17 protein-coding genes, 1 pseudogene and 1 riboswitch are annotated in these 17,781 nt (G+C 71.8%); of the genes and pseudogenes, 7 read left to right on the forward strand and 11 right to left on the reverse strand.

Translation table 11 applies throughout. The features are described 5' to 3' along the window. Positions 1-4 precede the first annotated feature (4 nt). Positions 5-199, forward strand: a riboswitch (cobalamin riboswitch). A 28-nt stretch (positions 200-227) separates the two neighbouring features. Genes ACIQU4_RS01185 through ACIQU4_RS01205 form a run of 5 tightly spaced genes read left to right on the forward strand, consistent with a single transcriptional unit; the run spans position 228 to position 3,466 of the window. Further along, positions 228-923, forward strand: a complete 696-nt coding sequence (locus ACIQU4_RS01185; RefSeq protein ID WP_403724261.1) for an energy-coupling factor ABC transporter permease — start codon at positions 228-230, stop codon at positions 921-923. Further along, complete coding sequence (locus tag ACIQU4_RS01190; RefSeq protein ID WP_403724263.1) at positions 920-1,303, forward strand: energy-coupling factor ABC transporter substrate-binding protein; 384 nt, start codon at positions 920-922, stop codon at positions 1,301-1,303. Before ACIQU4_RS01185 ends, ACIQU4_RS01190 begins: the two co-directional genes overlap by 4 nt. 3 nt (positions 1,304-1,306) lie before the next feature. Then, positions 1,307-2,056, forward strand: coding sequence for a cobalt ECF transporter T component CbiQ (cbiQ, locus tag ACIQU4_RS01195; protein WP_403724266.1), 750 nt, complete (start codon positions 1,307-1,309; stop codon positions 2,054-2,056). Continuing rightward, complete coding sequence (locus ACIQU4_RS01200) at positions 2,053-2,892, forward strand: energy-coupling factor ABC transporter ATP-binding protein (protein WP_403724269.1); 840 nt, start codon at positions 2,053-2,055, stop codon at positions 2,890-2,892. Before cbiQ ends, ACIQU4_RS01200 begins: the two co-directional genes overlap by 4 nt. A gap of 37 nt (positions 2,893-2,929) precedes the next feature. Then, entirely contained in the window at positions 2,930-3,466 is a 537-nt protein-coding gene (locus ACIQU4_RS01205; RefSeq protein WP_385588156.1) for a PadR family transcriptional regulator, read from the forward strand. 62 nt (positions 3,467-3,528) lie between these two features. Here ACIQU4_RS01205 and ACIQU4_RS01210 read toward each other — a convergent pair whose 3' ends face one another. The 10 genes and pseudogenes from ACIQU4_RS01210 to ACIQU4_RS01255 form a co-directional block, all read right to left on the reverse strand. Beyond that, entirely contained in the window at positions 3,529-3,741 is a 213-nt protein-coding gene (locus ACIQU4_RS01210; protein ID WP_403724272.1) for an EF-hand domain-containing protein, read from the reverse strand. 153 nt (positions 3,742-3,894) lie between these two features. Beyond that, positions 3,895-5,085 carry a YncE family protein gene (locus tag ACIQU4_RS01215; RefSeq protein WP_403724275.1) on the reverse strand — a complete coding sequence of 397 codons (1,191 nt, stop codon included), beginning with the start codon at positions 5,083-5,085 and terminating at the stop codon, positions 3,895-3,897. Continuing rightward, entirely contained in the window at positions 5,082-5,861 is a 780-nt protein-coding gene (locus ACIQU4_RS01220; protein WP_403724278.1) for a polysaccharide deacetylase family protein, read from the reverse strand. Before ACIQU4_RS01220 ends, ACIQU4_RS01215 begins: the two co-directional genes overlap by 4 nt. A 402-nt stretch (positions 5,862-6,263) precedes the next feature. Next, entirely contained in the window at positions 6,264-6,767 is a 504-nt protein-coding gene (locus tag ACIQU4_RS01225) for an ATP-binding protein (RefSeq protein ID WP_403724280.1), read from the reverse strand. 243 nt (positions 6,768-7,010) lie between these two features. Further along, positions 7,011-7,778, reverse strand: coding sequence for an enoyl-CoA hydratase/isomerase family protein (locus ACIQU4_RS01230; protein ID WP_385588144.1), 768 nt, complete (start codon positions 7,776-7,778; stop codon positions 7,011-7,013). 85 nt (positions 7,779-7,863) lie between these two features. Further along, a complete protein-coding gene (locus ACIQU4_RS01235; protein ID WP_403725901.1) occupies positions 7,864-9,084 on the reverse strand; it encodes an Ig-like domain-containing protein in 1,221 nt (406 codons plus the stop codon). A gap of 145 nt (positions 9,085-9,229) precedes the next feature. Beyond that, a pseudogene (locus ACIQU4_RS01240) lies at positions 9,230-9,951 on the reverse strand (L,D-transpeptidase family protein). A gap of 138 nt (positions 9,952-10,089) precedes the next feature. Next, positions 10,090-11,298, reverse strand: coding sequence for a collagen binding domain-containing protein (locus ACIQU4_RS01245; RefSeq protein WP_403724283.1), 1,209 nt, complete (start codon positions 11,296-11,298; stop codon positions 10,090-10,092). 30 nt (positions 11,299-11,328) lie between these two features. Then, positions 11,329-12,315 (reverse strand): choice-of-anchor A family protein, encoded by a 987-nt coding sequence (locus ACIQU4_RS01250; RefSeq protein WP_403724285.1) that lies wholly within the window; start codon positions 12,313-12,315, stop codon positions 11,329-11,331. A gap of 151 nt (positions 12,316-12,466) precedes the next feature. Beyond that, the gene (locus ACIQU4_RS01255) at positions 12,467-13,687 is read right to left on the reverse strand and encodes an Ig-like domain-containing protein (protein WP_403725903.1); all 1,221 of its coding nucleotides are present in this window, start codon (positions 13,685-13,687) and stop codon (positions 12,467-12,469) included. Between the two features lie 231 nt (positions 13,688-13,918). On the opposite strand from ACIQU4_RS01255, the gene glgX reads away from it, so the two are divergent. Both glgX and ACIQU4_RS01265 read left to right on the forward strand, forming a co-directional pair. Next, complete coding sequence (gene glgX / locus ACIQU4_RS01260) at positions 13,919-16,270, forward strand: glycogen debranching protein GlgX (RefSeq protein WP_403725906.1); 2,352 nt, start codon at positions 13,919-13,921, stop codon at positions 16,268-16,270. Between the two features lie 164 nt (positions 16,271-16,434). Further along, positions 16,435-17,175, forward strand: a complete 741-nt coding sequence (locus ACIQU4_RS01265; protein WP_403724288.1) for a CDP-alcohol phosphatidyltransferase family protein — start codon at positions 16,435-16,437, stop codon at positions 17,173-17,175. Here ACIQU4_RS01265 and ACIQU4_RS01270 read toward each other — a convergent pair. Beyond that, positions 17,156-17,626: an adenylyltransferase/cytidyltransferase family protein gene (locus ACIQU4_RS01270; RefSeq protein WP_403724291.1), complete on the reverse strand. Its 471-nt coding sequence runs from the start codon at positions 17,624-17,626 to the stop codon at positions 17,156-17,158. The genes ACIQU4_RS01265 and ACIQU4_RS01270 overlap by 20 nt on opposite strands. Positions 17,627-17,781: the final 155 nt, after the last annotated feature.

Here is a 17,781-nt window from a genome sequence, read left to right on the forward strand (position 1 = left end):
CCGACTAGGGTCAACGGGCCTTGGTGTTCGGGAAACCGGTGGAAGACCGGTGCGGCCCTCGCCACTGTGAACGGGAAGTCCGGCTCCATCCTGCGGGAAGCCACTGGGCGGCGCGGGAGGTTCCGCACCGCCCGGGAAGGCGGAGCCAGGGCATCAGCACCCGTGAGCCAGGAGACCGGCCGAGGCGCGTCGTCCATCCACGAGGTGCTGGAGAGGTCTCCCCACACATGCATATAGCCGAGGGGTTCCTGCCCCCTTTGCACGCGGTCGCCTGGGGCGCCGCGTCCGCTCCGTTCGTCGTCCACGGTGTCCGCGCCCTCACCCGCGAGGTGAAGGCGAACCCGGAGAGCACGCTGCTGCTCGGGGCGTCCGGAGCATTCACTTTCGTCCTGTCCGCCTTGAAGATCCCGTCGGTGACGGGCAGTTGCTCGCACCCCACCGGGACCGGGCTCGGGGCGATCCTGTTCCGGCCGCCGATCATGGCGGTGCTCGGCACGATCACCCTGCTCTTCCAGGCGCTGCTGCTGGCGCACGGCGGGCTGACCACCCTCGGCGCGAACGTCTTCTCGATGGCGATCGCCGGGCCCTGGGCGGGGTACGGGGTCTACCTGCTGCTGAAGCGCTTCGCCGTCCCGCTGATGGTGACCGTCTTCTTCGGCGCCTTCTTCGCCGACCTGGTCACCTACTGCGTGACCTCCGTGCAGCTGGCGCTGGCCTTCCCCGACCCGGGTACCGGGTTCGCGGGCGCCCTCGCGAAGTTCGGAGGCATCTTCGCGGTCACCCAGATCCCGCTCGCGGTGAGCGAGGGGCTGCTGACGGTGCTCGTGATGCGGCTGCTGATGCAGTCGAGCAAGTCGGACCTGGTCCGGCTGGGCGTGGCGAAGCTGAGCGGGCGCAGCGGGCAGGAGGCGACGGTCCGATGAGCCGGAACGCGAAGATCAACGGCCTGCTGCTGCTCCTCGTGGCGATGCTTGCCGTACTGCCGATCGCGCTGGGTATGGGCGAGGGCAAGGAGGAGCCGTTCACGGGCGCCGACGCGCAGGCGGAGACGGCGATCACCGAGCTGAAGCCGGACTACGAGCCGTGGTTCTCGCCGCTGTACGAACCCCCCTCGGCGGAAGTGGAGTCGGCGCTGTTCGCCCTCCAGGCGGCACTGGGCGCGGGCGTGCTCGCGTACTACTTCGGCGTCCGCAAGGGCCGCCGCCAGGCCGCTGCTGCCGCCGCTGCCGCCGCTGCCGCGAGTGCCGCGGGTCTCCCCGCGGGCCCGGCTCCGACGGCGGATCCCGCCGCCGCGGAGTCGTAGCCGGTGCTGCCGATCGACGTGGCGGCGCACGGCAGTCGGTGGCGCCGCCGCCATCCCTTGGAGAAGGCCCTGCTGGGACTCGGGCTGACGGTCACCGCCGTGTGCCTGCCGCCCTGGCCCGGCGGGCCGCTGGTCGCCGCCGCCACCCTGGCCGTGCTCCTCGGCCCGGCGGGCGTGGCCGGGCGGCAACTGTGGCGGGCCTTCCGGATCCCGCTGGGCTTCTGCTTCACCGGCGCGCTGCCGCTGCTCGTCGCCGTCGGCGGCCCGGCCGGGTTCGTCTCGCTCGCGCCCGACGGCCCCCGGCATGCCGCCGAGTTGCTGCTGCGGACCTCGGCGGCCTCCCTCGGAGTGCTGCTGTTCGCCTTCACCACCCCCGTCTCGGACGTCCTGCCCCGGCTGGTCCGGGCCGGGGTCCCGGCGCCGGTGGTGGACGTGGCCCTGGTCATGTACCGCATCGGCTTCCTGCTGCTGGACTCGATGGCCCAGGTCCGGCGCGCCCAGGCGGCCCGCCTCGGCCAGTCCGGGCGGGCGGCGCTGTGGCGTTCGCTGGCCGGGCTCGCCGCGACCTCCTTCGTACGGGCCTTCGATCGCGCGGCGCGGCTCCAGGAGGGCCTGGCCGGGCGCGGCTACGACGGCGCGCTGCGGGTCCTCGTACCGGAGGCGGCCCTGTCGTGGCGGTTCCTGGCGGCGTCGGGGGCCCTGCTGGCGGCCCTGATCACCCTGACCCTCACCCTGAAGGGGCTGTACCCGTGAACCCGTTGGACCGCTCGAACCCGTTGGTGGAACTGGCCGGCGCCGGCTACGCGTACGCGGACGGCCCGGTGGTCCTCGCCGACGTGGACTTCGCCATCGCCGAGGGCCGGGCGCTGGTCCTGCTCGGCCGCAACGGCAGCGGAAAGACCACGCTGATGCGGCTGCTGAGCGGGGGCCTGCGGCCCGGCTCGGGCTCGCTGCGCCTCGACGGCACGGCGGTCTCGTACGACCGGGCGGGGCTGACCCGCCTGCGCTCGGCGGTGCAGCTGGTCGTCCAGGACCCGGACGACCAGCTGTTCGCGGCCTCGGTCGAGCAGGACGTGTCGTTCGGCCCGATGAACCTGGGGCTGGCGGCGGACGAGGTCCGCGCCCGGGTGGACTCGGCGCTCGCCGCGCTGGACATCACGGCGCTGCGGGACCGCCCGACGCACCTGCTCTCGTACGGCCAGCGCAAGCGCGCGGCGATCGCGGGGGCGGTGGCGATGGCTCCCCGGGTGCTGATCCTGGACGAGCCGACGGCGGGCCTGGACCCGGACGGGCAGGAGCGCCTGCTGGACGTCCTGGCGGGGCTGCGCGCGGCCGGCACCACGGTGGTGATGGCCACGCACGACGTCGACCTGGCGGTCCGCTGGGCCGACGACGCGGCGGTCCTGACCCCGTCGGGCATCCGCACGGGCCCGGCGCAGACCCTCCTGTCGGACCCGCAGCTCCTGGCCTCGGCAGGGCTGCGCCAGGCCTGGTCCCCGGCGGTGGCGTCCTTCCTCCGCGCCCACGCCCTCCTGGCCCCCCAGGCCCCGGGTCCGAAGACCCCGGAAGCCCTGTCCGCCTGGCAGTAGCGGCCGGCACCGGCGCCGGCATCCCTAGGATGGCCGCATGTCGCTGCCGCACGCCATCCTCACCGCCCTGATGGAGAAGCCCTCGTCGGGGCTGGAGCTGACGCGGCGGTTCGACAAGTCGATCGGATACTTCTGGTCCGCGACGCATCAGCAGATCTACCGCGAGCTCGGCCGGCTGGAGGAGGCCGGGCTGATCCGGGCGCTGCCCAGCGAGGTGCCCGTACGGGGGCAGAAGAAGCAGTACGAGGTCCTGGACGCCGGCAGCGCGGAGCTGGCGCGGTGGGTCGGCGAGAGCCAGGACCCGAAGGCCATCCGGGATCCGCTGCTGCTGCGGATCCGGGCGGCCGCCGTGGTGGGGCCGCACGGGCTGGCCGCGGAGCTGCGGCGCCATCTGGAGCTGCACCGGCGGCAGCTGGCGGTCTACGAGGCCATCGAGGAGAAGGACTTCCCGCCGGGGCGGGACTCCGACGAGGACCGGCTGCGGCGGCTCGTCCTGCACGGCGGCACCGGCCTGGAGACGTTCTGGCTGCGCTGGCTGGAGGAGGCCCTGGCCGAGGTCGAGGACATGGCCTGACCAAGGCAGAGCCCCCGCCCGCCCGGCAGGAGGGCGGTACGGGGGCTCTCGCAAGGGCTGGCTTACTTGTTCAGGGCGGTCCAGAACTCGTCGAAGCTCATGCGGCCGTCGCCGTTCGCGTCCTTGGCGGCGATCACGGCGTCCGCGACGGCGCCGGTGACGAACGCGTCGCCCATCGCCTTCATGGCCGCGCTGTACTCGTCCGCCGTGACGAAGCCGTCACCGTCCGCGTCGAACTTGCCGAACGTCGCCCGCGCGCTCTCGATGTCAGCCACTGGGATCCACCCCTTCTCGGTGCTTGTTGACCGGCCAAGGGTAGCGGCAGCCCGGCCCGGCCCCTCCCGCGGGTCCCGGCGCCGTGACCTAGGGGGTGTCTTACGGATCAGGCCGGGCCCGCGGCCGATCCGGCCTGATCCAAAAGACACGGCCTAGCGGAAGATCCCCGTGTGGCCGAGCGAGTAGCGGCCCGGCTGCGGGTAGACGGCCAGGCCGTGCGGGCCGCCGCCCACCCGGATCTTGGCGAGCTGCTGACCGGTCGCCGTGTCGATCGCGTAGACCTCGGAGTTGTAGCGCCCCGACAGCCACAGCACCTTGCCGTCGGCGGAGACGCCGCCCATGTCCGGGCTGCCGCCTTCCGGCAGCTCCCACTTCTTCGTGAGCTTGTTCTGCTTGAAGTCGAAGACGGAGATGCTGCCCTCGCCCCGGTTGGAGATGTACATCTCCCTGGAGTCGCGGCTCACGTACAGGCCGTGCGTGCCCTTGCCGGTGGGCAGCAGCTTGGGGATGTCGAACTTGTCCCCGCTGAGCACCCACATGCCGTTCGCCATCATGTCCGCGACGTAGAAGGTCTTCCCGTCCGGGGAGACCTTCACGTCCTGCGGCATCGCGCCCTCGAACGGCAGTTTCTGCTGGCCGACGACCTCCATCTTCTCGGTGTCGACCTTGAGGAGCTCGCCGGAGAACTCGCAGCTCACGATGAAGTACCGGCCGTCGGCGGAGAAGTCCGCGTGGTTGACCCCGAAGCAGGTCACCGGGACCGTCTTCACCCGGGTCATCGTGTGCGGATCGCGGAAGACCAGCTCGCGGTCCATGGACGCCATCACGACCGCGTACTTGCCGTTCGGCGTGAAGTACAGGTTGTACGGGTCGTGCACCTCGACCGGCTCACCCGCCTCGCCGGTGGCCGGGTTGATCGGGGTGAGCGTGTGGCCGCGGTTGTTGTTGACCCACAGGGTCTTCATGTCCCAGGACGGGACGACGTGCTGGGGCTGGATCCCGACCGGGATGGTGTCGATGACCTTGTACGTCTTCGGGTCGATGACGGACACCGTGTTGGAGGTGGTGTTCGGCACGTAGACGCGCGACGGGAAGTCCTTGACCAGCGGCGAGAGGTTGTTCGGCCGGTCGGCCGCGTACACGTCCTTCGGGTCGAGGAGCGGCGGCATGCCGGCCAGGCCGGGCGGTACGGCCGGGACGGCCTTGACGGGCTGACGGGCCGGGGCCGCGGAGCCGAGTGCCTCGGCGGGCTCCTTGTCGGCAGCTCCGCAGCCGGCCAGGGCGGCGAGGACCAGACCGGCCAGCAGCACGGTGGCCTTCCGGGGAAGGCGGGTGGTCGTCATGAGGTCAGCAGCTCCGTGGTGGTCACCGCGCGCAGCTTGCGGCGCGCGAGTTCTTCGAGGAGGGGCGGCATCGCGTCGACCGTGTCCGCGTAGCCGAAGTGCAGGCTCACCACCGATCCGCCGTGGATCGTCCCGGTGACGGTGCGGATGACGGCCGCGGCGCCGGGCGAGGTGAAGTCGAGGGAGTCCACGTCGTACGAGAGGACGTGCGGGTAGCCCGCCCGCCGGGCCAGCTCCTTGACGAGCGGGGTGGCGTACTGGGTCTGGGAGGGCCGGAACCAGGTGCCGATGGAGCCGGTGAGCCGCTTCAGCCGCTGGGCGCAGCCGGTGATCTCGGCGTGGGCCTCCGCCTCGGGCATGTCGTTGATCGCGAGGTGGCGCTGGGTGTGGTTGCCGAGCTCGTGGCCGCCGTCCAGGACCCGGCGGGCCATGTCCGGGTGGGCGTCGAGCCAGCTGCCGATCGCCAGCACGGTGACCCGCGCGCCCGCTCTCTCCGCCTCGGCCAGTACCGCCCGGGCGATGGCGGGGTCCCCGTTGCCGTGGAAGGTGAGGGCGACCAGGGGGCGGTCGCGCGGACCGTGCGCGATCTCGTCGGGCTGGCCGGGGAACCGGCGCGGGGCGGCGGCGGCCCGGACGGGGGCGGGTTTCGCCGAGGGCGCCTCGGCGGGCGGGCCGGCGGGCGTACGGGCGTCCGTGCCGCAGGCGGCGGTGAGGGCGCCGACGGCGGCCGCGGCCCCGGCGCGGAGGGCGGATCGGCGGTCCGGGTAGCAGAGCACCTGCCCATTTAAGGGGCGGATGGCGCGGAAGATAACGATTGACCCATTTCGGGATCTTCGCCGGAGTGCACCCGAGCGAGGGAGTGTCCGGTATTCGATCAATGAATCACACGGAGCGATGGATAGTTATTCATCGATTGCGAGGTGAGTGGCCCACCTCACCTAGGATTTAACCCGAAACTCTTACTATTTGCACACTTATGTCCAGGTTGGGACTTTTGGCGTTTGGTCGCCCGTCTGCCATAGTCGGAATCACGGCTTCCCCATTGACCCGAGCGAAGTCGCCACGCCGAGGATCACACCCCCTTCGATCCTCGGCGCACCCATGAAGCCCCCACGACGCCCCACCACGGCGACCGGGGGCTTCAGGCATTCCAGGGGTCGATGTCCACACGGGAGCGGTCAGCGGTCGGCCACCCGCATCTCGAACCAGGTGATCTTGCCGCGCGGCAGCAGGTCGGCGCCCCAGCGGTCGGAGAGCTTGTCGACGAGGAAGAGCCCCCGCCCGGTGGTGTCCAGCTCGTGCACCGGCATCAGGCAGGGCAGCCCCCGCGAGGGGTCGCGCACCTCCACCCGGATCCAGCCGCGTCGCCGGTGCATCCGTAAGCCGAACGACCGGGCGCCGGTGTGCCGCACCGCGTTGCCGACGAGCTCGGAGACCAGCAGGACGGTGTGCTCGGACACCTGCGGGGAGAATCCCCAGAAGCGGATCACCACGTACTGGGTGAGCCGGCGGGCCGTGCTCGCCGACTCCGGCATGGACGGCAGGTTCACTTCCGCCTCAGCCGGATTCCCGTACAACTCCAGTGCCTTGAGACCCTGTTCGTCCTCAAGAGCCGCCGTCAGCCGTACGGCGGAAGCGCTGTTGCGCTGCCGCGGCTGTTCCACACCCTCCAGGCCCGCCATGAACCCATCATGGACGGCCGATGCGTCCGCCCGGGCCGTTCCTTAGGAAAACACCCCCCGGAATCATCGATTCCAAGGGGGAGTTCCGTCATATGCGCGGGGCAACCGGAGAGTCGTGGGACCACCCTGATCTGCGGTGACCCACCGCTCCCGGAAGATCACCGGGGGTGGATCTCCATCATGCCTTAAGGCTCTCTTAAGGCCTGGCTAATCCACCCCTAGGGAGGACCAACGGCCTTCCGGCTAGACGAACTTCGCCTTGCCCGGGCCCTCCTCGACGAAGCTGCGCATGCCGCGCTCGCGGTCCTCGGTGGCGAACAGGCCCGCGAACCAGTTGCGTTCGATGGTCAGGCCGGTGTCGATGTCCGCCTCCAGGCCCGCGTCCACGCACTCCTTGGCGGCGCGCAGCGCGATCGCCGGGCCCTGGGCCAGCTTGGCGGCCCAGGCGTGCGCCTGCTCGTACACCTCGGCGGCGGGCACGACCCGGTCCACGAGACCGAGGGAGAGCGCCTCCTCGGCCTTGACCATGCGGCCGGTGAAGATCAGGTCCTTGGCCTTGGACGGGCCGATCAGCCGGGATAGCCGCTGGGTGCCGCCGGCCCCCGGGATCAGGCCCAGCAGGATCTCGGGCTGGCCGAGCTTCGCGTTGTCGGCGGCGATGCGGTAGTCGGCGCACAGCGCGAGCTCGCAACCGCCGCCGAGGGCGTAGCCGGTGACGGCGGCCACGACCGGCTTGGGGATCCGGGCCACGGCGGTGAACGCGTCCTGGAGCGCGCGGGACCGGGCGACCATCGCCGCGTGGTCCATCGTCTGCATCTCCTTGATGTCCGCGCCGGCCGCGAACACCTTCTCGCCGCCGTAGATGATCACCGCGCGTACGTCGGCCCGGTCGGTGGCCTCCACCGCGAGCTCGCGCAGCCGGTCCTGGGTGGCGATGTCCAGGGCGTTCATGGGCGGCCGGTCCAGGCGGAGGGTGCCGACGCCTTCGGAGACTTCGAGAGAGAGGGTCATACGCGGAAGGTTAGCGGTGGCTAACGCGAGTGGCCCGGTGCTGTGGGTCACAGCACCGGGCCACTCGACTACGTGCGGGGGAGGACTACTTGATCCACTCCGCCCAGTCCATGTTCCAGCCGTTGAGGCCGTTGTCCGGGGCGATCTGCTTGTCCTTGGAGTTCTTGACGATGACGACGTCGCCGATCAGCGACTCGTTGAAGAACCAGGCGGCGGGCTGGTTGCCGTCACCGGCGCCGCGGACGTCCTTGAGGCCCACGCAGCCGTGGCTGACGTTCTCGGAGCCGAACGTGCCCGAGGAGGCCCAGTAGTTGCCGTGGACGAAGGTGCCCGACTGGGACAGGCGCATCGCGTGCGGGACGTCCGAGATGTCGTACTCGCCGCCGAAGCCGACGGTCGCGCCGTTCATCCGGGTCACCTTGTACTTCTCGCTGATGACCATCTGCCCGTTGTACGTGGTCGTCGACGGGGCGCCCGCGGTGATCGGGAGGTCCTTGAACACCTGGCCGTCGCGGACGACCTGCATCGTGTGCTCGCTCGCGTCGACCGTGGAGACCTGCGAGCGGCCGATGGTGAAGGTGACCGTACGGGTCTGCTTGCCGTAGACGCCGGGGCGGCCTTCGACGCCGTCGAGGGCCATCTTCACGGTGACCTTGGTGCCCGCTGCCCAGTACTTCTCGGGGCGGAAGTCGAGGCGGTCGTTGCCGAACCAGTGTCCCTCGACCGGGACCGACGGCTCGGCCGTCACCGTGATGGCCTTCTCGACGGCCTCGGTGTTGGTGATGCCGCGGGTGAAGTTGAACGACACCGGCATGCCCACGCCGACGGTCTCGCCGTCCTCGGGCGTGTAGTGGCCGACGAAGGTGTTGGTCGGGGTGAGAGTGGTGAACGTGGTGTCCTTGGCGGACTCGCGGCCGGCCTCGTCCTTGGCGACGGCGTGCACCTTGTACTCGGTGGCGGCGGCCAGGTTGCGGGCGGGCTCCCAGCTCGCGCCGTCCTCGGCGAGCTTGCCGTCGACGGCGTTGCCCTTGGTGTCGGCGACGGTCACCGTGGTGAGCTTGCCGCCGGTGCTGGTTATCTTCAGGATGCCGCTGGTGGCGACCTCCTTGGCCCCGTCGTCCGGCTTGACGCCGACGACGGCCTTGGACGCCTCGGTGCCGTTCTTGCCGCCTCCGCCGGCGCCGTTGTCGCCGCCTCCCCCACCCGTGTTGCCGCCGCCGCTGCACGCGCTGGTGAGCAGCAGTGCCGCTCCGAGCAGGAGGGCCGGCAGGCCGGTGCGGCGGGCGCGGCCGCGTATCGGCTGCAGGTTCACTCTTCTTCTCCCCATGTCCCCCGCGCGCGGACAGTCGCGCGCATGTCGACAGGAAATCACACGGGGGGATCACGAAGAGAAACGGTCTTGTCACCGTTCCGTCCCAAGAGAAGGGAACGCCCGGCGGACCCGGGCGGGCTCAGTTCTCCGTACCGGGTTCGGTGCCCCAGACGTAGACGGCGTCGCCCTCGTCCAGCAGGTTCCACAGGCGTTCGGCGTCCGGTACGGAGAGGTTGACGCAGCCGGCCGAGCCGCCGTGCGCGTAGAGGTCGCCGGGGCGGCCGTGCAGGGCCTGGCCCCCGTCGAAGAACTGGGCGTACGGCATGGGGGCGTTGTCGTACAGCGTGGACTCGTGGTCCTTGCTGCGCCAGTAGATCTCGTGTCGGCCGGGGCGGGTCTCCTGGTCGTCGCGGCCGGTGCGGACGGGCACGGGCGGGAAGACGAGGGCGCCGCCGCGCTGGACCCACAGCAGCTGCCGGTCGAGGTCCACGCAGGTCACCCGGCCGGTGCGGACGGGGCAGGCACCGTCGGCGTCGGGGCGGGCGCGGGCGGCCACGGCGACCATCGTGCGGTACGTGGCGAGGCCGGGGTAACCGTCGGCGGGGGTGATGCCGTTGGCGCTCTGGAAGGCGCGGACGGCCGCGCAGTCGGCCGGGGACTGCGTCCCGTCGACGGGGCGCCGAGGTGGGCCTCCAGCTCGCGCTGGTAGGGCCCGGTGCCGGCGGTGCAGGCGGGCTCGGGAGCGGCCGCCAGGGCCGCGTACGCCGGGGCCGGCGCGCTGAGGGCGAGTACGGCGGCGGCCAGGACGGCCGCGGCTGCGCCTCGTGTCGCGGGTACGGGTACACGTGTCCCTGCGGTCATACGGGCCTCCTCGGGCCCGCCGGCCGGGCCGCCGGCCGGGCCGCCGGGGCCCAGCCAACCCGGACCGGCCCCGGGCGGCCCGCGCGGGTGCGCCGGTGGGGTGAGCGGGTCACCTCACCGGCGCATCGGCGGGGCGGTTCAGCTGCGGCCGCGGCCCTTGCCGCCGTCGCCGTCGCCCTTGCCCTTGCCCTTGCCCTTGCCCTTGCCCTTGCCCTTGCCGTGGTCGTCGCGCCGGTTGTCCACCGTCACCACCAGCCTGTGGCCGGGGGTCTGCTCGTCGAGGCGCAGCGGCCCGGTCACCCTGCTGTCCGGCAGCACGTAGCCCTCGGGTACGTCCGTCTCCCGCAGGTAGTACGCGCCCGACTCCAGGTACCCGAAGGTGCAGACGCCTGCGCCGTCGGTCGCGCAGCCCGCCTTGACCAGGACGTCGGCGTTGATGCCCGCGGTCTGCAGGCCCGCGGTCCCGTTGGTCTCCTTCCAGACCTCGAACACCGCGCCGCGCAGCGGCCGCTTGGTCTTGGCGTCCTTCTTCAGGACCTCCAGCTCCCCGCGGTACTCCTTGCTGTTGACGACGGTGGCCGTGATCCCGGTGGTGACGTCCGCCTCGGTGAGCACCACCGTGGTCACCGGCTGCGCGGGCAGCTCGTAGCCCGCGGGGGCTACGGTCTCGCGCCAGTGGTACGCACCGGGCTCCACCACCCGCTCGCACCGGCCGTCGGCACCGGTGACGCACGCGTTCTCGACGAGCGTGTCCGGTGAGCCGCCGGCGCCGTCCGTCTGGAGGCCGGTCCGTCCGTTGGTCTCGCGCCACAGCTGGAAGGTGGCCAGGGCGAGCGGGGTGGTGCCGTCGGCGTCGACCTTGTGGACGGCGACCCTGCCGGTGGGCGCCGGCGGCGGCACCTTCACGTTGTCCACCACGTACTGCACGCCCGCCGTGGCGTTCCCGGCGGTCAGTGTCAGCGGGAAGACGCGGTGCCGGGGCAGCGCGTACCCGTCGGGAGCGGCCGTCTCGTGCCAGTAGTACGTGCCGAGCTCGGACTCGCGGGCGCAGATCCCGGTGGCGGGGGTGACGCAGTCGGCGAGCTTGGCGTCGGGGTCGTCGCCCGTGAACTGGGCGCCGCTGCGGCCGTTGGTCTCGCGCCACAGCTCGAAGTGCGCGCCGGCCAGCGGCTTGCCCGTCTCGTCCCGCTTGAGGACGGAGACCGATCCGGTGACGGGTACGGGCGGGGTCACGGCGCAGTCGGGCAGGTCACCGTTGAAGGGGTAGGCGTGGAACTCCTGGCCGCCGCCCTGGCCGTCGACACTGGTGTGGGTGAGCGTGCCGGTGGTGAAGAAGCGGCCGTTCATGCCGGGGAGGGTGACCGTGGTCTGCGAGGCCTACTCGCCGATGAGCACGGCGCCCTGGAACTGGCCGCTGCCCTGGAGGTGAACGGTCGTGGCGTCCGGGAAGTTCCACAGCAGTCGGGTGCGCAGGGCGTTCCAGGGGCTGTTGGTGTCGCTGATGGTGCCGCTGTAGGTGCTGATGGTGCGGTGGGTGCCGAGGACGTTGACGAGGACGGTGGCGTCCGGCGGGATCCGGTCGAAGCGGATGCCGATCGCCCCGCCCGCGCCGCCGCCGCTTGCGCCGGACACCATGTTGAAGTCGACGTTGAAGACCTGGAGTTTCGAGACGTTGTCCCCGGTGAAGACCGTGGTCCCGGAGGCGTTGACGGCCGTGCCGGTGGCCGTACGGAGCTGCCCGTCGACCCGCGCGTAGCACTTGCCGGCGGCGGTGAGCCGGTCGCGCAGGCCGGCGTACTTGACCACGGCGGCCGTGTCGTTGACCAGCGGGCCGGTGACCCGGCCGGGGCCGGGTGCGGTGCCGGCGTACCGGACCACGCCGCCGTCGGAGATCAGCCGCTCACCGGCGGCGATGTGGACGTTCTGGCCGGTGGCGAGGAAGTCCGAGCCGGGCGGGGGCTGCACCAGGGAGCCCGCGCCGACGATGCCGATGTTGTAGGCCTGGCCGGCCTGGGGGTCCTTGTCCTGGTCGAAGCTGCCGAGGACGACGACTTTGCCCTCGGCCTCGGCCGTGCGTTCGCGGACCCGGAAGTCCCCGCCGACGAAGACGTTGACGGCGTCGTCGTAGCCCTTGGCCACGGTACCGACGTCGACCGGCGGGAACGGATCGGGGCACCGGCCCGGGATGCAGGGGCCGAGGCCGTCCGGCAGCGGGGCGCGCAGGGCGGCCCGCGCCGATGCCTGTCCCTGCGCGGGCCGGTCCGCACGGGGGCCCGCACCGGGGCCCGCCGCGAGGGCCGTGGACGCCCCGGCGGCCAGAACGGCTCCGACCGCGAGCCCGAGGGTCCGGTTCCTTGCTGACATGATGCTCCGTCCGTCTCCTGGCGCTGCTGCGCTGCCGCGCCGCTCGGCTGGAGAAAGCTGAGCGCAGGATCGGGCGTGCCGGACGCAGGACACACTCGGACTACCGCATTCCGGTATGACGATCACTCGACCGGTGCGCGCCCGGCGCGCGTCAGGTGATGGCGGAGCCCGCGACCCAGTCCGCCCAGGACGTGTTCCAGCCGCCCAGCCCGTTGTTCGGGGCGACCGTCTTGTCCTGGGAGTTCACGACCTCCACCACGTCCCCGACCAGGGTCCGGTCGAAGAACCAGCCGGCCGGGGTGTCCGAGCCGCCGCCCTTGTCGTCACGCAGCCCCACACAGCCGTGGCTGGTGTTGGTGGAGCCGAAGGTGTCGGGGCTGGCCCAGTAGTTCCCGTGCAGGAAGGTCCCGGAGGTGGTGAGCCGCATGGCGTGCGGGACGTCGGGGATGTCGTACTCGCCGCCGAACCCGACGGTCTGGCCGTTCATCCGGGTCACGTCGAACATCTCCAGCACCACCATCTTGCCGTTGTAGGTGGTGTGCTTGGGTGCTCCGGCGCTGATCGGGAGGGTGGAGACCAGCTTCCCGTCGCGGCGGACCTCCATCGTGTGCGCCTCCGCGTCCACGAGGGAGACCTGGGAGCGGCCGACCGTGAAGGTGACGGACTTGTCCTGGATGCCGTACGAGCCGGGCGCGCCCTGCACGTCCCGCAGGTTCATGGTGATGGTGACCTCGGTGCCGGGCTTCCAGTACTGCCTGGGCCGGAAGTCGAGGCGCTCCTTGCCGAACCAGTGGCCGACGACCTGCACCGGGGGCTTGGAGGTGATGGTGATGGCCCGCTCGACGTCGGCGCGGTTCGCGATCGACCGGTTGAAGTTGAAGGAGACGATCATGCCGGTGCCGACGGTGGAGCGGTTCTCGGGCTTGAAGTAGCCGATGAACCGCTCCTCGGGGACGTAGGTGGTGAAGGTGGTGTGCCGGGCCTGGCGCCGGTTGTGGCCGTCGAGGGCGACCGCGTCCACGGTGTACTTGGCGGCGAGCGCGAGCCGGCCGCCCTCGGCGTCGGGGCTCCAGCTGAGGCCGTCTGGGGCGATGGAGCCGGGCAGGCGCTCCTCCTGGGCGTCCTCGACCTTGGTCACCACGACCCGTTCGAGGCGGCCCTCGGGCACTCTGACCGTCAGCGGGCCCTCGGCCGGAACCCCCTTGGCGTTGTCCTCGGGGGTGATCCGGATGGCCTCGTCGGGCGACCGGGGTTTGCCGGGAAGCTGGATCTCGACGGGGGAACCGCCGCTCGCGGTGCATCCGGCCAGGCCGCCCAGCAGGCCCGCCCATGCCGCCACGGCGGCCAAGCCCGCCCCTGCCCGCCTCGTCAGAAGTGTCACGGTCCCTCCAACGACGGGGCCCCTCCGGGGGAAACGTGAGCGCGGGCCACGTTCCGGGCGGATCTCTCCGGGCAGAACAGTGGGAAGGACCAGACGGGGGCGGGCCCTGGCAGGGACGCCGGGGCCGCACTGCCTTCCCCCGCCGGTACCCAGGAGCCGTGGAGGCGGGCAGTGTCGAGCGCAGCCGAGCAAGAGGCGGTGGATGCCGCCGCCATGGAGTCAGTGACCTCAGTGGCCTCAGTGGAGTCGGTCGGGACGAGGGAAGCCGTGGAGGCCGTCGAAACCGTGGGCGCGGTGGAAGCGGTGCGCAGCGGCGGGGCCGCACCGCCCGCCTCTCCCGTGCCGCCCGCCCCGCACGTCAACGGCCAGTGGAGCGGGCCGGTGATACAGGGTCGCGAGTCGGCCTTACGGGCCGTCACGCGCTCGGGACCCCCGGTGTGGCCGGGGTCCTCGCACCCGCTGGGGGCGCGGTTCCGCAGCGGCCCGGACGGGACGGCGGGCACCAACTTCGCACTGTGGGCGCAGGGCGCGGAGGCGGTGGAGGTGTGCCTCTTCGACGCGGAGGGCGCCGAGACCCGGTGTGCGCTGACCGAGCTGACGCACGAGATCTGGCACGGCTTCCTGCCCGGGGTGCGCCCCGGGCAGCGGTACGGGTTCCGGGTGCACGGCCGCTGGGACCCCTGGACGGGGGCCCGGTTCAATCCGGCCAAGCTGCTGCTGGACCCGTACGCCCGGGCCGTCGACGGGGACTTCGCGCTGCCGCCGGAGGTGTACGGGCACGTCCGCGACTGGCCGCAGCAGTACATCGCGGACACCGTGCGCGACGACCGCGACTCGGCGCCGTACGTCCCCAAGGGGGTCGTCGTCCACGATGACGACGACTGGGCGGACGACGTCCGGCCGAAGACCCCGTGGGCCGATTCGGTGATCTACGAGCTGCACGTGCGCGGGTTCACGATGCGCCATCCGGGTGTTCCCGAGGAGCTGCGCGGCACGTATGCGGGCCTGGCCCATCCCGCGGCGGTGGAGCACCTGGTGAAGCTGGGCGTGACGGCGGTCGAGCTGCTGCCGGTGCACCAGTTCGCGCACGAGGACCACCTGCTGCGCCGGGGCCTGCGCAACTACTGGGGCTACAACTCGATCGGCTACTTCGCCCCGCACGCCGGCTACTCCTCGTCCGGTACGGCCGGGCAGCAGGTCGGCGAGTTCAAGCGGATGGTGCGGGCCCTGCACGCGGCCGGGATCGAGGTCATCCTCGACGTGGTCTACAACCACACGGCGGAGGCGGGCGAGCTGGGCCCGACGCTGTCGCTGCGCGGGATCGACAACCGGGGCTACTACCGGCTCCAGTCCGACCAGCGCCGGTACGCCGACTACACGGGCTGCGGGAACACCCTGCACGCGGGGCGCCCGCACGTGCTGCGGCTGATCACGGACTCGCTGCGCTACTGGGTGACGGAGATGGGGGTGGACGGGTTCCGCTTCGATCTGGCGGCGGCGCTGGCCCGCTCGATGCACGACGTGGACATGCTCTCGCCGTTCCTCGCGGTGATCGCCCAGGATCCGGTGCTGCGGCGGGTCAAGCTGATCGCCGAGCCCTGGGACGTGGGCTCGGGCGGCTACCAGGTGGGGGCGTTCCCGCCGCTGTGGACGGAGTGGAACGACCGGTACCGCGATGCCGTACGGGACTTCTGGCGGGGCGCGCTGCCCGACGTACGGGACCTCGGGTACCGGCTGTCGGGCTCCAGCGACCTGTACGCGTGGGGCGGGCGGCGGCCGTACGCCTCGGTGAACTTCGTGACGGCGCACGACGGCTTCACCCTGCGCGACCTGGTGTCGTACGAGCACAAGCACAACGAGGCCAACGGGGAGGCGGGCCGCGACGGGACCAACGACAACCGCTCGTGGAACTGCGGGGTGGAGGGTGAGACGGACGATGCCCGGATCGGGGTGCTGCGGCGGCGGCAGCTGCGCAACCTGCTGACCACGCTGCTGCTGTCGACCGGGGTGCCGATGCTGGTGGCCGGGGACGAGTTCGGGCGGACGCAGGGCGGCAACAACAACGCGTACTGCCAGGACAACGAGACGGGCTGGGTGGACTGGTCGCTGCTGGAGGATCCGGCCTGGCGGGAACTGTTCGCACTGGCCGCGCGGCTGGTGGCGCTGCGCCAGGAGCATCCGGTGCTGCGCCGGCGGGCCTTCTTCTCGGGGCGGCCGCAGGGCGCGGACGGGCTGCGGGACCTGGCCTGGTTCACCCCGTCGGGCACGGAGATGACCGAGCGGGACTGGTACGCCCCGGCCGCCGGGCTCGGCATGTACCTGTCGGGGCGGGACATCCCGGGCCGCGACGAGCGGGGGCGGCAGGTCAGCGACGACAGCTTCCTGGCACTGCTGCACGCCGGGGACCGGCCGGTGGCATGGGTGCTGCCGGGCGCGCCGTGGGCGGCGGTCTACGAGCTGGTGCTGGACACCGCGCGGGAGGACCAGGCCGCGCCTCCCGGCACCCGGCACCGGGGCGGGGAGACGCTGACGGTGCCGGCCCGGTCGGTGCTGCTGCTGCGGGTGGTCGGCTGAGGCGGGTGGCGGGCTCGGGCGAGTGGCGACGGAGGCGGGTGCGCGGCCGAAGCGGGTGCGCGGCCGAAGCGGGGCGGGGACCCTCGCCCGTCCTGCGATGATGTGGCCTCGTACACACGTGCACCCGTACATGTGTGCCACATCGGCAGGGATCAGAGGTACGCATGGCGACAGTGGGGACCGCGCTGCGGGAGCTGCGCGGGGCGCAGAAGTCGGCGAAGGGGGTGTCGCTCTATTCGCGGTTCGTCAACCGGCCCGCGGGGCGGTATCTGGCCGCCGTGTCGTATGCGCTCGGGCTGACCCCGAACCAGGTGACGCTGGTCAGCGCCGCCTTCAGCTTCGCCGCCGTGGCCGCCGTGGCGCTCGCCGCGCCCTCGTGGGGGCTGGGCGTCGCCGTGTGGGCCGCGCTCGCCGTCGGCTTCGCCTTCGACTCGGCCGACGGGCAGCTGGCCCGGCTGCGCGGGGGCGGCAGCGCCGCGGGCGAGTGGCTGGACCACGTCGTGGACTGCGCCAAGCTGACCGCCCTGCACAGCTGCGTGCTGATCGCGTTCTACCGCTTCCCCGAGGCGTACGGGACGGGCGGGCCGGGCGGGACGGGCGCTGCCGGCTGGCTGCTGGTGCCGCTGGGCTTCCAGTTCGCCTCGGTCGTCACCTTCTTCGGCGGGCTGCTGACCGAGAAGCTCAAGCCGAAGCCGGCGCCGGGGAGCCCCGCCGCAGCGCCCTCGACCGTGCGTGCGGTGGCGCTGCTACCCGTGGACTACGGCGTGTTCTGCCTGGTGTTCCTCGTGCTCGGGGGCGGGGGTCTGTTCCGCTGGGCGTACGCGGGGCTCGGCGCGGTCGCCGTGCTGTTCCTGGCGGCGTTCCTCGCGAAGTGGTTCCGGGAGCTCAGCGCCGCTCCGCGGTGAGCGGCTCGGACAGCGCGTCCAGGGCCCGGCGCAGCTGGGTGCTGGATGTGTGCACCGTGTAGGGGAAGTAGACGACGTCGACGCCGACGGCGGAGAAGTCCTTCTCCAGCTTGTCGCCCTTGGGAGTGCCCCGCCAGTCGTCGCCCTTGAAGATCACGTCGAAGCGGACCTGCTTCCAGGTCTCCACCTTGTCCGGGACCGTTTCGACGAACGCCGCGTCCACGTACCGGACGCTACGGACGATTTCCAGCCGCTCCACGAGCGGGATCATCGGGCGGCGACCCTTGGCCAATTCCGCCATCTCGTCGGAGACCACCCCGGCGACCAGGTAGTCGCACTGACTCCGGGCGTGCCGAAGGATATTGAGATGTCCGATATGGAACAGATCGTACGCACCCGGGGCATACCCGACTCGGTACGGTCTGTGCGCAGGTGCGCCAAGGTCGGACATGTCGCGCTCCGTCATGAGTTACCCCCCAGCGACCACACCCCCCGGTGTGGTGGATTAGCAGACAATAGCGTGCACGTTCCGCACGCTGTCGGTGAACGAATAGGGTGACGTGCGCATCATCCTGGGGAGAAGGGGACGTTCAGTGTCGAGATCCG

This window comes from Streptomyces sp. NPDC090741, from assembly GCF_044769045.1.
Lineage (GTDB): Bacteria > Actinomycetota > Actinomycetes > Streptomycetales > Streptomycetaceae > Streptomyces.